The following is an 18,541-nucleotide window of genomic DNA, read 5'->3' as shown; positions in this document are numbered from 1 at the left end:
ATGTAGATGTGAATTAGGCAAGTTTACTTAAGTTTTTCAATCAATGCCAAGATTAAATTTGAATAAAAAAAACCGCCCATAACACAAAAGATTAAAGGCGGTTAATTAATAAATATTTTCTATTAAATGATATGCAAACCTATTCCACTGTCACACTTTTGGCCAGGTTACGTGGCATATCAACATCGCAGCCGCGCATTACAGCAACATGGTATGAAAGTAATTGCAATGGAATTACAGAGAGAAGCGGTGTTAATGCACGCAAGGTATCCGGAATATAAATTACATGATCTGCGTATTCCTGAATTTTTTCATCTCCTTGTGTGGCAATACAAATAATCCTGCCGCCACGGGCTTTTACTTCTTCAATATTGCTAATCACCTTATCGTAAATAACATCTTTAGTAGCCAGGAAAACAACCGGCATATCTTTGTCGATTAGGGCAATCGGTCCATGTTTCATCTCTGCAGCAGCATATCCCTCAGCATGGATGTAAGATATTTCTTTTAGCTTTAAAGCGCCTTCTAATGCCACCGGGAAATTATAACCGCGGCCAAGATAGAGGAAATTACGCTCATCTTTATAACGCCTTGCAAAATCACGGATATAATCATTTTGATGTAAAATAATTTGAACTTTTTCCGGAATTTTAAGCAACTCCTCCACCATCGCTTTACCAAGCTCTGATGACATATTTTTGCGGCGTGCTATCATTAAGGTGATCAGTGCCAGAACCGTAACCTGAGAAGTAAAAGCTTTTGTACTGGCCACGCCAATTTCATGCCCGGCATGTATATAAACACCGGCATCCGTCTCGCGGGCAATTGTTGAGCCAACCGCATTTACAATACCAAGCACAAGTGCACCTTTTCGTTTTCCTTCACGCAGGGCAGCCAAAGTATCTGCTGTTTCACCGGACTGAGAAATGGCAATTACCGCATCATTTTCATCTATTATCGGATTTCTATATCGAAACTCAGACGCATACTCAACTTCCACAGGGATTCTGCAAAACTCTTCAATCAGATACTCGCCAATTAAGGCGGCAATCCACGATGTGCCTGAGGCGGTAAATACAATTTTGTTTGCTTTAACCAGACGATCTTCAATTTTTTCAAGACCACCAAGTTTTACCACACCTTCATCTTTTAATATCCGGCCACGCATAGCATCCATTATTGTATCAGGCTGCTGATAAATCTCTTTGAGCATAAAATGATCGAAGCCGCCTTTTTCAATTGCTTCAAGTTCAAATGTTACACGCTCAGTTTTCTTTTCAATTTTTTTGTTTGCTATTGTTTTTGTCTTAACACCTGTTGGAGAAATAATGGCCATTTCATAATCTTCAAGATAAAACACATCACGAGTATAATTCACAAGCGGGGTTACATCCGACGCAACAAAATACTCATCTTTTCCAACACCAATAACAATTGGGCTTCCCTTACGGGCAACGTAAATTTTATTAGGATCGTGCTTGCTAATTACTGCAAGACCATAGGTGCCGTCTACTTCGTGCAATGCTTGGCGGATTGCTTTTTCTAAATCTTTTTCATAAAACTCTTCAATTAGGTGGGCCAATATTTCAGTGTCCGTATCTGTTTTAAACTTATGGCCTTTTTCCGAAAGCATGGTTTTCAAAGACGCATAATTTTCAATAATCCCGTTATGGATCAGAACAATATCGCCACTTCCGTCAACATGCGGATGTGCATTCATTTTATTAGGTTCACCATGAGTTGCCCAACGTGTATGACCAATCCCTATCGAGCCTTGCAGTGGTGTTGCGTTTAAGGCATTCTCCAAATTTCGGATTTTCCCAACCTCTTTAACAACATTAACACCTTTCCCATTCATAACTGCGATACCTGCTGAGTCATAACCTCTGTATTCGAGACGTTTGAGCCCACCAAGTAAAATAGGTGCTGCATCCTGCTTACCTAAATATCCAACAATTCCACACATGTAATACTCCTAATTATTCCCATTCAATTGTTGCAGGCGGCTTGGAACTTACATCGTAAACCACCCGGTTAACACCACTCACTTCATTTATTATACGGTTTGAAATCCGCGCCAGTACATCGTGCGGCATTGGGTACCAATCAGCAGTCATACCATCAGTACTTGTTACTGCCCGCAAACCGATCACTGCTTCATAGGTTCTTTCATCGCCCATAACGCCAACTGTATTTACCGGCAAGTGCACTGCAAATGCCTGCCAGATTTCATCATATAAACCTGCTTTATGTAATTCTTCTATATAAATCGCATCCGCTTGCTGTAAAACTTCAATCCGTTCTTTTGTGATTGTTCCTAAAATCCGTACGGCAAGCCCTGGTCCTGGAAACGGATGCCGGCCAATTAATATTTCCGGTATCCGTAATTCACGTCCGACAGCACGGACTTCATCTTTAAATAATTCTTTTAAAGGCTCAATCAAATCAAAGCCCATTTTCTCAGGTAAACCACCAACATTATGATGCGATTTTATTGTTGCCGAGGGCCCCTTAAACGAAACACTTTCAATCACATCGGGATAAAGCGTGCCTTGAGCCAGAAAATCAAATGTACCAAGCTTTTTTGATTCACTCTCAAAAACATTTATAAACTCATGTCCGATTATTTTCCGCTTGCGCTCGGGATCAACAATACCATCAAGTTTCTGGTAAAACGATTCTGAACTATCCACGCAAGTTAACTGAATATCATAGTTTTCACGGAACAATGATTCTACTTCTTCACCTTCCTTGTAGCGCAGTAATCCGGTATCGACAAACATACAATGCAGTTGATTGCCAATTGCTTTTTGTAGTAAAACTGCTACCACACTGGAATCTACGCCACCACTCAAACCACAAAGAACATGCTTATCGCCTACCTGTTTTCGGATTTTTTCAATACTTTCTTCAATAAAAGATTTTGGCGACCAATCCGCGCTGCATTCACATATTTTAAAAAGAAAATTATGCAAGATCGTTTTTCCGAACTCCGTATGCACAACTTCCGGATGAAATTGCAGGCCAAAGTATTCATTTTCTTTATTTTCGATGGCCGCAAATGGTGAATTTTCAGAATGTGCAACCGGTTTAAATCCGGCTGGCAGGCTTAGTACTTTATCGCCATGACTCATCCAAACATTACTCGAAGGCGGCACATTTTTAAATAAGACTGATTCTGCATCCAGGTTAATTGATGCCCTGCCGTATTCTTTATGAGACGAACTCTCTACTTTTGCCCCCAAAAGATGACTCATTAACTGCAAGCCATAACAAATTCCTAAAACCGGAACGCCATGGTCAAGAATATCCTTATCAACCAAAGGTGCTCCATCTGCATAAACAGATGAGGGGCCTCCGGAAAGAATAATTCCTTTTAGGTTTTGCGGTTTATTTTTTTTGAGATCATAATTATAAGGGTGGATTTCTGAGAAGACTCCGTTTTCACGGATGCGGCGGGCAATAAGCTGGGTATATTGCGATCCAAAATCGAGGATCAGGATAGTTTCATGCCCTATGGTTTTAGCTTCCATTTTTGTAATTCCTTCATGAATTCGTGATGGGTCAAATCATATTGAATTGGTGTGACAGCAACTTTGTTCTGCATCACAATTACATCGTCTACATCACCATTTTTATCAAGCATCATGCGTTTTCCTGCCATCCAATAATATGTTCTGTTTTGTGGATCATTTCTTCTGTCAAAAACTTCTTCATAACGTCCTTTGCCCTGTTTGGCCGGCAGGACGTCTTTTATTTCATTTTCCGGAAGTGCCGGTACATTTACATTTAGAAGGGTTCGCTCGGGCAAACCATGCTCCATAACCTGTGTAGCAATCTGGCGGGCTACTTTACCTGCATAAGAAAAATCTTTATTAGAAAAACTTGTAAGTGAAACTGCAATTGATGGTATTCCTAAAATTACTCCTTCTGCAGCTGCAGAAACAGTCCCGGAATAAATTACGTTTGTCGCTGTATTTGATCCCTGGTTTATGCCACTTACTACAATATCTGGTGCAGATTCGAGAATACATTTAACGGCAATTTTTACACAATCTGCCGGAGTGCCATTTACAGCATGGCCAAAAAGCGTTCCATTTCGTTCGATCTCTGTAACGCGCAACGGATCGGAAACAGTAATAGCATGGCCCACAGCACTTTTTTCGGCCAAAGGGGCAACAACATTTACTTCACCAAGTTCCTGCATTGCTTTGGCCAGTGCAAAAATCCCTGGTGCATAAATACCGTCATCGTTGGTAACAAGTATTTTTATGGAAGACATAATAGTTTACTTAGGGTAAGGTTATAATTACTATCCTGCTCTTATTTTTGATTGAGCTTTATTTCCAATAGGTTACATGTTTCAGGTTGCGGGTTGAAACGTTTGTACCTGTAACCTGAAACTTGCAATGAAGTTCTACGCTTTAGCCACCGGGTTTTTATGCTTAAAAAAATCAATTATATTGGCGATTCTCTGTTTCAGCTCATGACGATGCACGATCGTATCCAAAAAGCCGTGTTCCCTTACAAACTCAGAACGCTGAAAACCTGGAGGTAAGTCCTGACCAATTGTTTGTTTAATAACACGAGGTCCTGCAAAGCCGATTAATGCATCGGGCTCAGCAATATTTACATCACCCAGCATAGCGTAACTTGCTGTAGTGCCACCTGTGGTTGGGTTTGTTAAAACCGAAATATAGGGCACCTTTTTTGTAGCCAGCCTGGCCAGGCGAGAGCTTGTTTTAGCAAGTTGCATTAAACTTAGAACACCTTCGTGCATACGTGCACCACCAGAAGCTGACAAGATAATCAAAGGCCATTCCTTTTTATAGGCCATATCAATCGCCCTGGATATTTTTTCACCAACAACTGAACCCATGCTGCCACCCATAAATCTGAAATCCATTATCGCCATAACAACATTATGTTTATCAATTTTCCCAGAGCCACAAACAACAGCGTCGTTAATACCGACTTTTTTAACGGTTGCTTTATATTTGTTTTTATAACTTTTAACGTCTGTAAACTCTAGCGGATCAGCAGATTTGACCTTCTCTGCAAATTCTTTGAAAGTGCCCTCATCAAATAAAAAAGAGATGTAAACGTCACTTCCGATACGGAGATGGGTATTGCAGTTACTACAGACATATAATTTTTTTTCAAGTTCTTTTTTATAAATTATTTCACCGCAGCCATTGCACTTTATCCATAATCCATCCGGCACATCTTTTCTCTCCTCCGGTGCAATAACACTTTTTTTACGTTTAAACCAATCCATATTTAACCCCGTTTTACTTTAAAATTTTGCGCATTACTAATGCGTTTTCACCATCTGAATAATATTTCTGTCGCGTAAAAAAAACTTCAAATCCAGATTTTGTATACAAATTTATTGCAGGTTTATTTGATTCACGTACTTCTAAAAAAAATTGTTTATACTCTTTGAATGCGCCCAATATAAAGCGAATTAATTTTAAGCCCAACCCTTTTTGCCTAAAACCGGTTGCAATTGCAAAATTATTTATATGAACCTCGTCTACAAAAGCCCAAACACATGCATAACCTGCAACTTCATTTTCAACTTCCAAAACAATTGGAAATTTATATTTTTGACCATCTGTTTCTGAATGAAGTTGTTGATATGTCCAGGCGTCCTTAAAAATTTCTTTTTCCAGGTTTGCGATTGTTTTGACATCGCTTTTTCTCATTTCCCTGAAATTAATCTTCATTGAACACCGGCGAACGGGCGGATATACATCGGTTCTATTGTTTCGATGTTATCATTACCGATTTTTTCAGATTTTATTTTGCCGATCTGTGCAACTTTAGCCGCCGAATACTTCACATCAAGTTTTAAATCAATCCCTTTTTCATTTAATTCTGAAACAATATTTTCCGGAATAGCTATACCCTGCTGACCGATTAATTGTGCAGAGGTTGGAATATGCTCAACCAGGTTTTCTATTGCTATTATTTGGTGTGATTCAATTTCAAATATTTCATCATTTTTGTGTTTGGCCAGGTAAACTTCGTTTCTCCGCGCATCAATTATTGTAAAAGTTTCTTTTGTCTTAGATATCTTTTGAGAAGCCAAAACCTGGTGATTGGAAACACCAACTATTGGAATTTCACGGCCAAAACAAAAACCCTGTGCATAGCTTAAACCAATACGCAATCCGGTAAATGAGCCCGGTCCGATAGCAACCGCCACAAGCCGTGGAGGATTTTTTAGCTCTTTAAGGCCTTTCTCTACAAATTGCCCGATAAGAGTTGCATGCTGCATGGGTGCGTCACTTTCGTATTCAGCAAAGGTTTTGCCATTTTCCCAAAAGGAAACGCTACATAAAGTTGATGATGTCTCAATCGCTAAAATCATGTTCGTTCTTGATCCTGCTTGTCATTGCTTAGGCACGAAGCATCTCCATTCTGAAATGGGATTTTCACTCCGCCAAACTTCATTCAGAATGACCTTTTTAGTTTTTTTTGTTTAAAGATATTTCTCTCTGGTCATTCCGCAAATCAATTTTAACTTTATAAAATGATTGTAATGCCGGTTCAACTTTTTGTGGCCATTCGATAAATGTAACTGCTTCTGAATAAACCATATCTTCCCAGCCAAGCTGATCTAATTCTTCAATGTTTTCAATGCGATACAAATCCAGATGATTAACAGCTATATCGCCAAAGTAGTTTTGGATTAGCGTAAATGTTGGGCTGGTTACATCTTCATCAATATGCCAGTTTTTACATATTTCCTGAACCAGAAATGTTTTGCCACTTCCTAAAGTCCCTTCCAGCAAAACAACATCTGCTGCTTTAAAAATGTTACTTAGTTCAACCGCAATTTTTTGCGAATCTGAGATAGAATTAACTGTCCAGGATTTGAGTAGTTTCATATTTAATTTGCATTTTAAAAAGGGAGGAATTTAAAGAAGAAAGGTCTGTCAGACAAGACAATAAATTTTTTATAGTGAATTCGTTTTAGGCAAAACATTAAAACGAACACATTAATCATCTCAAGATAAATCACATTTTTTCCCATGAATAATTGCAAATTCACACATTTTTTTCCATGAATAATTGTTTTTATATTATTCCTTATTATATTTAAGTCAATAAATTTAACTAATAATCGGCCAAAAATGAGAAGAAAAATATCAAAAGAATTGTTGAAGTGGAAAAATTTATCAGCCCGAAAGCCACTCTTGCTCCAAGGGGCACGGCAAGTAGGCAAAACATATTGTTTGGAAAAGTTAGGCAAAAAGGAATTTCAGAATTACCACTTTTTTGATTTTATGGAAAACCCCTCACTAAGCCAGATTTTTGAACAAGACCTGCAACCTGAAAGAATAATAAGGGATTTAGGTCTATATTACGATCATGATATTATTCTCGAAAAAGATCTTATTATATTTGATGAGATACAACAATGCCCAAAGGCGCTAACATCCCTGAAATTTTTTTCACAGAAGTCACCAAATGCTTTTATTGCCGCATCCGGTTCGCTTTTAGGGTTGGGACTAAGCGATGAGCCATTTCCTGTGGGCAAAGTTACCCGCTATAAATTGTACCCAATGGATTTCGAGGAATTTCTGGAGGCAATTGGACAGAAACGACTTATTTCAATCCTGAATTCGGCTACATTAAACAGCCCTGTCAATGAAGCGATTCACCAAAAGATATGGCTTTATTACAAATACTTTATGATAACAGGGGGGTTACCCGAAGTTGTAAAAAGGTTCAGCGAGAAAATTGATACCCTTAGTGAAGCATTTTCTGAAACACGCAAACTCCAGCAAGAATTACTAAAAGATTATATAGATGACATCACAAAGCACTCTGGAAAAATAAAGGCCGTCCGAATAGACGCAGTTTTTAAGAATGTTCCTATCCAGCTTGCAAAAGAATCAAACGGGGTAAAAAAATTTGTATTTAAAAATGTATTACCAAATGCATCCAGATATTCCTCGCTCGAAGCTCCAATAGAATGGCTGATAAAAGCCGGACTTGTAATAAAAGTACCGATTTGTAATAAAGCAGAATTACCATTGCAAGCTTATTCCGATGAAAAACGGTTTAAACTTTATATGTTTGATGTGGGAATACTTGGTGCAATGCTCGGCTTATCACCAAAAACTATTTTTTCTTATGACTATGGTTCATATAAAGGATATTTTGTGGAAAACCTGGTGCTTACTGAAATAGTTTCTCAATTAAATAAACAAATATATTCATGGAACCGCAATATGGCAGAAATTGAGTTTTTATTAGATTACGAGACTGATATAATCCCGATTGAGGTGAAAGCAGGTGTAAGTACAAAGGCAAAAAGCCTTAGTGTTTACAAGCAACGCTACTCACCAAAAGTATCTTTTTTATTGACTGGCCGCCCAATGTTGCAAACAAAAAGCGCTTTAGTTCAACTGCCCCTTTACATGGCACCAAAACTTGAAAATTATTTATAAAATCAAAAAGAAAACAGCCAGGTAAGCTTTGAAAGAACTGTTGTATTTAACACATAAACCGGGCCTGCGGTTGATAGCTCCTGATTGACTACAAAATAAAAATAACTGCCTGTCTTGGGAATCCAATTTACCCGGAAATCCAAAAGAGCTTCGTCATCTTCATTATTCCATTGCCCGAAAAAAGTTGTATAAAGATTCGTGCTAAAAGCATATTCGAAACGGGCACCCATTTCATCCGTTGTTTTGGGACGCTTAATATTAACAATATTTCTTTCCCAGTCGGCACTGATATTCAACTTTCCCAAATTCCAGCCCAAAACCATTTCCAGTTGTTTGCGCTGTCCATTATAAAAATCACCCCAGCTATAATTAATTTCTGAGAACACCGGCCGACCGCTATATGTTTCTACCTGAATTTCATACCGACCATACCAGTAATCACCACCGGCGATTTGAATATCATCGACAGGCTCGAAAGTACTATCAGGGCTGTCGAAGAAACGCTGGATATTAAACTCGGCAAAATCACCACTTTCCAACTCGATCCCAAATGGGCGCCATTCAAAGTTTAATGACTCAATCTTATTTGTTCGATCATTTAAAAAATAAGAAATATCAAATGGTTTGATTTCAAGGTTTTTTGTAAAAGGTACAAAGTCAGGACGTGGATTAAATTGCAGCTCTGTAGCTAACAACTTATAATTTTTGCGTCTTAAAAAACCAATCCCCGGATCAAAATCCTTTGCTACACGGGAAAATGCAACATCATACTCAAAAAAATCATTTATAGAAGTTATATAAGCACGATAACCAAGTGCGTTTGAGTTGGATTTATCCGGAATAATTGACTGAGCAAAAGCCACCCCGACATCAAGATTTTTATCACCAAGAAAGGTAGAACTTGAGTAATTGGCATCGGCACCATATACATAATTGGATTCATTTTTATCTTGGCGAGATGTTAAAATAAAACCAACATTTGAAGACTCCAGAACGTCCTGCCGAAGACGGGCAACTGAATAGTTTGTAGATGGCAGATTATCTTTGCTCTGAGATTGAAGAGTCATTACGCCAATATTGCTGTTATTCATTTTGCCTGTTAAACGCAGGCCGCCAATAATTGGAACTTCTTTTCTATTGTGTAGACCAATCCGCCGGCTGTAAAAAGTTTGAGCGTTGGAACCAAGGTTGAAACGAAAAAGGTTTTTTCCTTCAAGAAAGAAATCCCTTTTTTCCGGAAAATCTAATGGGAAACGGGTTAAATTTATTTGTTCACGATCTGATTCCACTTGAGAAAAATCAGTATTAAATGTGATGTTCAATTTCATTTTTGGCGATACGTGATAGTTAATATCACCACCCACCTTAAACTTTTCCTTAAGTTTACCTCCTTTTTCCTGCGCAGCCCCACCGGAGATAAATGGTTTTATTTCCCACAATTTTTGACTGCTGATATTCTTTAGCCCGGTAAGCTTTCCTGCATGAGAAATCGTTTCCAAATCATAATTGCGAGACCAGCCCTGCCACAAAACTTGTTCATTTTTGCGGCGGATATTGCGTTCCATATTCAGCGCCCACACCTGTTCATCATTATCAGGATATTTTAATGTGGAAAATGGGATGGCTATTTCTATAAACCAGCCTTCCTCATCATCAATCTCAACGGCCGCTTCCCAAACTCCATTCCAGTCTTTGTTAAAACCACTGCCCTCATCGGTGATCAAAACATCGGCCATAGCCCCATTTGGATTTACAACAAATAAATAGCCGTTGCGGTTATCGTTAAAAGGGCTGAGAATAATTTCAAAGTTGTCTTCCGAACCCCAGCTGAAATCACGTCTTGACTCTTTGGCTATAATTTTGTCAGGTTCGGAATCAAAAGCCCAAACACCGATATAGAGATTGTTGGAATCATATAGAATCGCAACCCTGGTTTTCTCTGTCGCAGGTTCACCATTGTTTAAATCACGTTGGATAAAATCTGTTGCAAAGGGGGCTTCTTCCCAAACATCCTCATCAATGTCTCCATCGATCAATATTTCTTCAGTTGTATAATAGGCTTGAAGAGAGTTTACTTCTTTCTGTTGCGCCAAAAGATTTTGCGCCAAACAAATTATTAGGATGCTCAGAAGGGAATTGATTTTTAGTACAGATTTCATCTTTACCCGATTTGTTAAAGATCTCCGGGTAAAATAAATCCACCGCTTATTTTATACAAGGAATGTTTATCCATTTAGAAAATCAAAACGAATAGCCCACGCCAATTAAAATATCAAACCCGCTGGAATTAATGTCTTCCAATGTTGGTGGGATCAAAACATTATAGCGCATTTCAAATTTAGATTTTACACGATCACTAATTTTATATTCCAAACCTGAGAAAAGATGGTAACCATAAGTATATGCATGATGCCTTTTAGGGAAAAATTCATTTAAATCCATTTTTGCAAAAGCACCAATTCCCGATCCAAAAAAGGGCTGGATAGTTGGATGCTCCATCAAAAAATTATAACGCCATGAGAATTGAAGCGGTATAAGATACATCTCATGCTCCTCCCCATTATAAGGCACACTCGAAAAGCTGCCGCCGGTTGAAATAGAAAAGTTCATTTGAGAAAGCTGCAAAAAATCATATTGAACCCGGAAGCTCCAGCCATATTTATAAAACTCTTTGGACACATCGTTGGCAAAATCGTACAAACCACCGCTAACCCACAGGTTTGATGCATTTATATTTAATACAGTAATAAATATAATCAGGCCAATATTTCTAAAGGTTTTTTTCTTCCATAATTTCATTAAATAATCCTATTGTTTTCATATTGACTGATTTATCAGTATCCGAAAATGAAAATTTGATATAATGATAAAAATCGCCACCATAACCATGTCTTAGCTGCGCGCCCGCTCCTCCCGAAATTACATAGTTAATTCCATCTTTATTTTGGAAATGGTACATGTGATCATGGCCGGCCACAACAGCTTTTATTTTTTTATGTTCTACAAAAAGCTGGTGCAACTCTTCTGCATTCTTAAGTTTTTGCCCCTTGTTTCTCCCCTGCCTGTACAATGGACGATGCATAAAAATGAAAATACCATCTATTTCTGCATTGCTTGTTGAAAGATTTAGTTCTTCTTTTAACCAATGCAGCTGATCATTAATAATTGCGTTTTCTTCACCACGGATTTCTGTATCCAGAATAATTAATTTTTGTTTCTCCAATTGCCGGGAAAAATAAAAAGGGTCTCCTTCTGCAATGTTTGTCTGCTTTCGTAATAACCACTCGGAGGGCAGATCATTTCCCTCGTGATTACCACGGGCGATTAGCAACGGCATAACCTCCGTAATTGGTTTTGAAAATTTCCAAAAGTTGATCCATTCAGCTTCTTTGCCAGCTTTGAATAATAAATCCCCGGTACAAACCGCCATCAACGGAACTGGTTTTATATTGCCCATATTTCTGGCAAGTTTTTCATAAACACCAAAGCCCTGTCTCAGATCACCATAAACAACAAACGAATATTCACCATCCGATTTGGGAGATGATGTATGGGTGCTACAAGTAGTGATTGAAAATGTAGTTAGCAAAATGAGAACAAAACATAGCCCGGAAGGATATTTGTTTTTATTCGGACTAATCATCTTCTTCCTCCCCTTCATCATCATTTTCTATTTCTGCCTTGGTGCTGTCGTTTTCCTCATTCTTGTGTTCACCATCTTCCGTTTCTACTTCAACTATTTTCCCATTCTTGTCAAAAACTACCGACATTTGAACCCCGTCTTTTTCAAACTCAGCTTCATAATCTGGCCCCTCTTTTTCCCATTCAACATCTTTAACATCCGGATATTTGCTTTTAAATGCCTTCTGAACCACATCAGGTATGGTTTCGCTTTCCTGGGCACATGAAGTTGATATCAAAAATATCATGCTTAATAAAAACACTAAAACTTTCATGGCGATTCTCCTTTATTTTGGTAAATCAATTATTTGAATTAAAACTCCCAGCTAACTCCAATAACCGGTGTGGTACCAAAAAAGTAACCGCCGCCTTCAAAAAGTTTATATCCGCCTTTATCATCCGGAACCAACTCTTCTTTTGCGTTAACAACATCCAGATCCCATTTCCTCATATTCTTGCGGTTATAGATATTTATCACATGCAGGTATGTGGAAATTTTTCCCAGACCAATTTCAAAGTTGCGATTAATCCTGATATCCATGCGGTGGAAATCAGGGCGTTTTGTCCCGCGGAACTCATTATGGGCCGGCGAAAAATGCAAATCATCATTATTAAGTGTATCTGCTATAAAAGTATATTTTGTGAGTGGCCAACCGGAATTATATTGCCAGGAAAGGTTAAAATACCATTTCTTATTTGGCCTGTAATTTATGTCTCCATAAATTGTATGAAGCTGATTGTTTGCGCGAGGTAAAGAGCCGGTTTGTTTGATCAACAGTGCATTGGACTCAATATTTGTAATATTCTCTTCCGCATTTGCCAGGGCATAACTAAACCACCAGGATATTTCTTTTCCGGTATCATATTTTAAGAAAAGCTCTATACCTTTTGCTTCAGCACCACTTATATCAAGCCGAACTTCATCATTTCTTGATTCAGGAAATAGTTCCCACAAATCGCGCAGGTTTTCATAGGTCGGGCTCAAGCGGGATATATCTTTATAATAGCCATCAAGACGCAGGCTAATTCCATTCGCAAATAGGTGTTCAAGGCCAAGCACATAATGTTCTGATAACTCTGCCTTATCGAATTCAGTCACATTATGATTAATATCCAGGTTGTTCATAAACTGAGTTTGGTAGTAATGTCCCCAGGCTGCACGCAAAAAAGTATTTTTAGAAAATGAGTAGGCAGCGCTGACCCGTGGACTCCACAATTTATCTTTGGTGTGTATCGCAAAATCATATCTTAACCCGGTTTCAAGAAATAAATTTTGGAACGCCATAAACCTGGATGAAAAATATGCACTGCCCTGTTGTCCGGAAGGCTTGGATTGAAAATCAAATCCATTTTGGTAATCAAAAAGATTATAATCCAGATCGAGCCGTTTTTCTTCGATAGAATAGCTGTAGTCATAATCTGCTTCTAACTGGCGAATATCAAACCCACCTTTTAAAAAGAAACGATTCGACGCTTCCCAATTCCAATCCTGCTTTACTCCAAAAAATGAATATGTTCGCTTGTCCTTTACAGAAAAAGTTAGTTTATCAGTAAACTCATATTTTTGCATGGCGCCGTTACGGTCATGTGTTATTAATCCGGTGGATAACAAAGTTCTGGAATATAGCTTGGGATTGTAAAAGGATTTTAAAGTAAGCCAGGCATAACTGTTTTTATAGCTTGTATCATGCCTGTCAAATGCTTCCGGTGAAACATCACGGATTTTTGTCTCATCACCGGCATGAAGCACATAAAATGAGAGATGTTGTTTATCTGTAAGTTTGTATTGAACTTTACCCATTAGATCATAAAACCGCGGCGTTCTTTCAGTTTCATCAATCAGCTTAAAAGCCTGATCCAACAAACCCTGCCTGCCTGTAAACAGGTAACTTCCTTTGTTATCTGCAAAAGTCCCATCCGTGTATAAACGTGCAGCCATAATGCTTAAGCCAATGGATGTATGTCTCTGATTATCCTGGATCTGTTTTGTTTGCATATTAAAAACTGCGCTTTGCCTGTCTCCATATTCCGCAGAAAAACCACCTGTTAAAAGATCAACCCCACTGATTGCCTCAACATCAACAATGCTAAAAAGGCCACCGGCAAAATCTCGTTGATGAAAAGGATCATACAGTTCCATTCCATCCAGAATCATCAAAACCTCATCATCCTCACCACCGCGTACTGTAAACTTGGAAGAGAAATCATTTGAAGAAACGCCCGGTAAGCGGGAAACGGCCCTGGTTATATCTTCGGAAAATGAAATATTTTTGATGTCTTCACTACTTAGAGTTTGGCGGGAAACAGGCATATCGCCCATTATGGAAAAGCTGCCCGGCGTTACCACAATTTCACTCAAAGACAACAACTCTTCGTCCAACGCGATATTGAGCTTTGTTGCCTCGCCGGCTTGGACAATTACATTATTTTCTGTTTTTTCAGTAAAACCAATAAATGTGAAAACAAGAATATAAGTACCGGGTTCAAGATTTTTAATAACATATTTTCCGGATTCATCAGATGCCGCACCAAGAGTTGTGCCTTTAACTTGAATATTTACACCGGCCAAGGGCACTTCAGAATCCCGGTCAAGTATTGTTCCTTCGATGCTGCCCGTTTGAGTAGATTGTTGAGCCATAAGATTATTTACAGGAAAAAACAGAACCAAACCAACGGTTAAAATGAATTTGATTGGGTGTTTCATATTATGCCCTCCACTATATTTTTTGACGGCACATTATAAAAATGAATTTTGTAGATATTTTGTAGATTACAGCAGCTGGAAAAAAAACAGAATATTTTCAGATTTGAGATGTATCTTCGTGGTGTAGAAAGCGGGTACAAATGAAAATACTAATCGTAGAAGATGAAAAGGACCTGGCGGAATCTATTTCTGCCTATCTAAAAAACAATGATTATATCTGCGATTCGGCCCTTGATTTTGATAATGCCGATTTGATGATCAACTTATACCAATATGATTGTGTAATTGTTGATATAACCCTGCCCGATGGTTCAGGGTTGGATATTATTAAAAATTTAAAAAAGATCAATTCCCCGGCTGGGATAATTATTATTTCTGCCAAAAATGCCTTGGATGATAAAGTGAATGGCCTTGGTATTGGTGCAGATGATTATTTGGCGAAACCATTTCACCTGGCCGAGTTGAATGCCAGAGTGCGCTCCGTAATCCGGCGCAGACAATTTGAAGGAAGCCCGGTTATTGAATTTAACGAGATTCAAATCCAGCCGGAAGAAAGAAAAGTGCAGGTTCTTGAGCAAACAATCGATTTAACCAAAAAAGAATTTGATCTGCTTGTTTATATGATTAGCAATAAAAAACGAGTTATTACAAAAGAGACAATTGCAGAACATTTGTGGGGTTCGCAAATGGATTTGGTCGATTCTTTTGAATTCATTTATTCTCATGTAAAAAATTTAAGGAAGAAATTAATCAATGCCGGCGCACAGGATTATATCCAGACAGTTTATGGGATAGGCTATAGATTTGAGGAGAAATAAAAGAAATGTCTTCTCATAATCTGTCATTCTGAGCGGAGTACAACGAAGGGAAGAATCCAATGCCTAAGGGATGCTTCGTGCCTCAGCATGACAGCCAAAGCTTGCGATTTAAAAAGATAAAGATAGTAAAATGAAATTACTTACAAAATCGAGCCTTTACTTTGTTGTTACATCCATCGTTGTTTTTATTCTAAGCGGTGTAACAATTTATTTTATGCTGCAATCAATAATTCTGGAAGAAATTGATGATCTGCTGACTGAGCAAAAAGAGGATGTACTTTGGGAATTGCATCAGCTAAAAGGTTTTGAAAATATCACGATCCCAAAAGACAGTTTAGTTGTTATTGAGCCATTAAAAAAACCGGGTACTGTTAAAACCGTTTTTAAAGATACACTTCTTTTAAACTTGGATGAGTACGAACTTGAACCTTTCCGGTATATCCGTTTTAAAGCGACATACAAAGGAGACGCCCGCCTGGTTACAATTTACAAATCGATGATTGAAAGTGATGATTTGATTGAAGGCATTATTTATTCTCTTTTTATCATAATTGTCTTTACTCTTTTTGCCATAATTATTCTCAACTATTTTGGGATGCGCGGTCTCTGGCAGCCATTTCATAATATTTTAGCACAGATTAAATCATTCGATTTTAAGAAAAGCGGCGGCTTTGAAACAGTTGAAACAGAAACAAGTGAGTTTAAAGATTTGAATAAAGAACTGGTTGAAATGACCAACAAGCTAACCCGTGATTATTTCGCTTTAAAAGAGTTTTCCGAAAACGCCTCCCATGAAATGCAGACACCGCTGGCCATTATTCAATCCAAGCTGGAATTGATTTTTCAGCAAAAAGATATAAACGAGGAAAATCTAAAATCGCTGAACAGTGCTTATAAAGCTGCCAACAGGCTATCCCGTTTACACAGCGAGCTTAACCTGCTAACGCGAATTGAAAACCAGGAATTTAAAAAAGATGAAACACTCTCTCTAAAAAAGATTATCCTGGAACAGGTTGAAAATTTTGAAGACATCATCAGCCTGAAAGGCATAAAGCTGCAAACCTCTTATAATGCCGATCCGCAAATTGCCGGCAACGCCTATCTGTTAGAAACGCTTCTGTCAAACCTGTTTAGTAATGCTATAAAACACAATACTAATGACGGCAAAATTTCACTCGTATTAAACAAAAATAGTTTTGAAATATCTAACAGCGGACCCGAACCTGCTATGCCAACGGAGATCCTGTTTGAGCGTTTTCGTAAAGGCAAACCAGGGCAGGACTCAACAGGCTTAGGGCTGGCTCTTGCCAAACAAATCTGCTCCGTCCATGAATTTGAAATAAACTATATTTACCTCAATAAACTGCACACTATTAAGCTTGGTTTTAAAAAAACCGGAGGATGGAATGAAAACACTCATTATAATCAATGATCCGCCATATGGCACAGAACGTTTATATAATGGCTTGCGATTAGCACACACACTAATAAAAAATGGTGGTGAGGTTGTGGTTTTTTTAATGGCGGATGCAGTCATTGCTGCAAAAACCGGACAAAAAACGCCAGATGGCTACTACAACGCTGAACGTATGGTTCGACGAGTAACCAACAAAGGAAAAGTTTTACTTTGTGGTACCTGCATGGATGCACGAGGTCTCACAAATAATGAAATACTTGATGGTACTGAACGAAGCACGATGGATGCATTAGCACAGGAAACAGAAAGTACGGATAAGGTTCTCGTATTTTAATTATGTATTCTTTCCAGTAAAATCATTCTTTCAAATTTCAGCCAGCGCGTACGGAAGTTTGCGTGCTTGCAAATCAAAATTCACCAGAAATACCAATCGCCTTAATCATTTGATTTAAGAACAACTCCTTAATTATATCCCATTTTTGCCGATGGAAAGATTTATTTTAATCCAAAATCCCATTTTTCTCCAGATTTGACCATTATGTTCATCCAGGAAAACAAAAGGGATTAACACATCTCTTTTAAAAGGACTTTTATGGCCATTAAAACCTATTTACAATTATTCCTAATTATGGCCACTATTCCATTAATTGCACAGGCACAAACATCAACAGATAACAAAACAGAAAGCAGTTATTTTGAATATGTAAAATCAACCGTTGTTCATGATGCAAAGCATATATTTGGCTTAGGACTTTCGCTCGTACAATCGCCATTAAATTATGATAAACAGGATTTGCATTTTGCCCTTTTTAGCGGTGCTTCGATATCGGCAATGTTTCTTGTAGATCCTTCACTTAAAAAATTTGCTCTGAGAAACAAAAGCCAATTGAATGATAAAATATTTGAAATTGATAATCATTTTAATGGCAGGACAGGAAACTGGGCAGCACTTGGGTTGTATTTTGGCGGATTTATTTTTAAAGAAGAAAAAGTAAGAATGACAGGGCTAAGGGCCGCAGAAACTCTTTTCATTGCGCGATCCATTACAAACTTTCTGAAATATTCGTTTGGGCGTCGCAGGCCTTACGCCGGTAAAAATCACATGAATTTTAAATTGTTTCGTGGAGGAAAATCACAATACCGGTCTTTTCCTTCCGGACATACAACCAGTGCTTTTGCATTTGCATCTATAATGGCCATGTCTGTGGATAACACCTATTGGAAGGTTGGCTGGTATGGTGGTGCAACAATGGTTGGGTTTGCAAGAATTTATCATAATGTTCACTGGCTATCAGACACTTTTTTTGCCGGAATAATAAGTTATAGCGTTGCCAGTTTTGTAATGAATTATAATAATTCACCAAAAGAAAATAACTCTGTTAATTTTTCAATTTCTCCCGGACCAAACAGGATAACAGCTTCGATACGATTTTGATTAAATAAACAATAGTGAAAG

General features: G+C 38.1%; 17 protein-coding genes. 5 read left to right on the top strand and 12 right to left on the bottom strand.

Annotated elements, in window-relative coordinates:
• Window positions 1-139 precede the first annotated feature (139 nt).
• The 7 genes from glmS to tsaE form a co-directional block, all read right to left on the bottom strand.
• Window positions 140-1,966, bottom strand: a complete 1,827-nt coding sequence (gene glmS, locus HND50_10570) for a glutamine--fructose-6-phosphate transaminase (isomerizing) (GenBank protein NOG45669.1) — start codon at window positions 1,964-1,966, stop codon at window positions 140-142.
• A 13-nt stretch (window positions 1,967-1,979) separates the two neighbouring features.
• Window positions 1,980-3,533: a glutamine-hydrolyzing GMP synthase gene (gene guaA, locus HND50_10565; protein ID NOG45668.1), complete on the bottom strand. Its 1,554-nt coding sequence runs from the start codon at window positions 3,531-3,533 to the stop codon at window positions 1,980-1,982.
• Window positions 3,515-4,282, bottom strand: coding sequence for a 5'/3'-nucleotidase SurE (surE, locus tag HND50_10560; protein ID NOG45667.1), 768 nt, complete (start codon window positions 4,280-4,282; stop codon window positions 3,515-3,517). The genes guaA and surE overlap by 19 nt, the downstream gene beginning before the upstream one ends.
• Window positions 4,283-4,417: 135 nt before the next feature.
• A complete protein-coding gene (locus HND50_10555) occupies window positions 4,418-5,278 on the bottom strand; it encodes an acetyl-CoA carboxylase carboxyltransferase subunit beta (protein NOG45666.1) in 861 nt (286 codons plus the stop codon).
• Window positions 5,279-5,291: 13 nt separating this feature from the next.
• Entirely contained in the window at window positions 5,292-5,729 is a 438-nt protein-coding gene (gene rimI / locus HND50_10550; GenBank protein ID NOG45665.1) for a ribosomal protein S18-alanine N-acetyltransferase, read from the bottom strand.
• Window positions 5,726-6,376, bottom strand: a complete 651-nt coding sequence (tsaB, locus tag HND50_10545; GenBank protein NOG45664.1) for a tRNA (adenosine(37)-N6)-threonylcarbamoyltransferase complex dimerization subunit type 1 TsaB — start codon at window positions 6,374-6,376, stop codon at window positions 5,726-5,728. Before tsaB ends, rimI begins: the two co-directional genes overlap by 4 nt.
• A gap of 97 nt (window positions 6,377-6,473) precedes the next feature.
• Window positions 6,474-6,896 carry a tRNA (adenosine(37)-N6)-threonylcarbamoyltransferase complex ATPase subunit type 1 TsaE gene (tsaE, locus tag HND50_10540; GenBank protein NOG45663.1) on the bottom strand — a complete coding sequence of 141 codons (423 nt, stop codon included), beginning with the start codon at window positions 6,894-6,896 and terminating at the stop codon, window positions 6,474-6,476.
• 246 nt (window positions 6,897-7,142) lie between these two features.
• Here tsaE and HND50_10535 point away from each other — a divergent pair, with 246 nt between their 5' ends.
• Window positions 7,143-8,465 (top strand): ATP-binding protein, encoded by a 1,323-nt coding sequence (locus tag HND50_10535; GenBank protein ID NOG45662.1) that lies wholly within the window; start codon window positions 7,143-7,145, stop codon window positions 8,463-8,465.
• Between the two features lie 2 nt (window positions 8,466-8,467).
• Here the strand turns inward: HND50_10535 and HND50_10530 are convergent, their stop codons facing one another.
• The 5 genes from HND50_10530 to HND50_10510 all read right to left on the bottom strand — a co-directional run bounded on the left by HND50_10530 (window position 8,468) and on the right by HND50_10510 (window position 14,850).
• Complete coding sequence (locus tag HND50_10530) at window positions 8,468-10,624, bottom strand: carbohydrate binding family 9 domain-containing protein (protein NOG45661.1); 2,157 nt, start codon at window positions 10,622-10,624, stop codon at window positions 8,468-8,470.
• 82 nt (window positions 10,625-10,706) lie between these two features.
• Window positions 10,707-11,264 carry an outer membrane beta-barrel protein gene (locus HND50_10525; protein NOG45660.1) on the bottom strand — a complete coding sequence of 186 codons (558 nt, stop codon included), beginning with the start codon at window positions 11,262-11,264 and terminating at the stop codon, window positions 10,707-10,709.
• Window positions 11,236-12,108, bottom strand: a complete 873-nt coding sequence (locus HND50_10520; GenBank protein ID NOG45659.1) for a hypothetical protein — start codon at window positions 12,106-12,108, stop codon at window positions 11,236-11,238. The genes HND50_10525 and HND50_10520 overlap by 29 nt, the downstream gene beginning before the upstream one ends.
• The gene (locus HND50_10515) at window positions 12,101-12,421 is read right to left on the bottom strand and encodes a hypothetical protein (GenBank protein NOG45658.1); all 321 of its coding nucleotides are present in this window, start codon (window positions 12,419-12,421) and stop codon (window positions 12,101-12,103) included. The genes HND50_10520 and HND50_10515 overlap by 8 nt, the downstream gene beginning before the upstream one ends.
• A gap of 38 nt (window positions 12,422-12,459) precedes the next feature.
• Entirely contained in the window at window positions 12,460-14,850 is a 2,391-nt protein-coding gene (locus tag HND50_10510; GenBank protein ID NOG45657.1) for a TonB-dependent receptor, read from the bottom strand.
• A gap of 140 nt (window positions 14,851-14,990) precedes the next feature.
• Between HND50_10510 and HND50_10505 the strand changes: the two genes are divergently transcribed.
• The 4 genes from HND50_10505 (at window position 14,991) to HND50_10490 (ending at window position 18,520) form a co-directional block, all read left to right on the top strand.
• Complete coding sequence (locus tag HND50_10505) at window positions 14,991-15,668, top strand: response regulator transcription factor (protein NOG45656.1); 678 nt, start codon at window positions 14,991-14,993, stop codon at window positions 15,666-15,668.
• Window positions 15,669-15,798: 130 nt separating this feature from the next.
• Window positions 15,799-17,100, top strand: coding sequence for a HAMP domain-containing histidine kinase (locus HND50_10500; protein NOG45655.1), 1,302 nt, complete (start codon window positions 15,799-15,801; stop codon window positions 17,098-17,100).
• Window positions 17,075-17,419, top strand: coding sequence for a hypothetical protein (locus tag HND50_10495; protein ID NOG45654.1), 345 nt, complete (start codon window positions 17,075-17,077; stop codon window positions 17,417-17,419). The genes HND50_10500 and HND50_10495 overlap by 26 nt, the downstream gene beginning before the upstream one ends.
• Before the next feature lie 258 nt (window positions 17,420-17,677).
• Complete coding sequence (locus HND50_10490; protein ID NOG45653.1) at window positions 17,678-18,520, top strand: phosphatase PAP2 family protein; 843 nt, start codon at window positions 17,678-17,680, stop codon at window positions 18,518-18,520.
• The last annotated feature ends 21 nt before the right edge of the window (window positions 18,521-18,541 follow it).

Source organism: Calditrichota bacterium (genome assembly GCA_013112635.1).
GTDB lineage: Bacteria > Calditrichota > Calditrichia > Calditrichales > J004 > JABFGF01.
The sequence above is the reverse complement of the archived record's forward strand: the minus strand, read 5'-3'. Positions and strand labels throughout refer to the sequence as shown.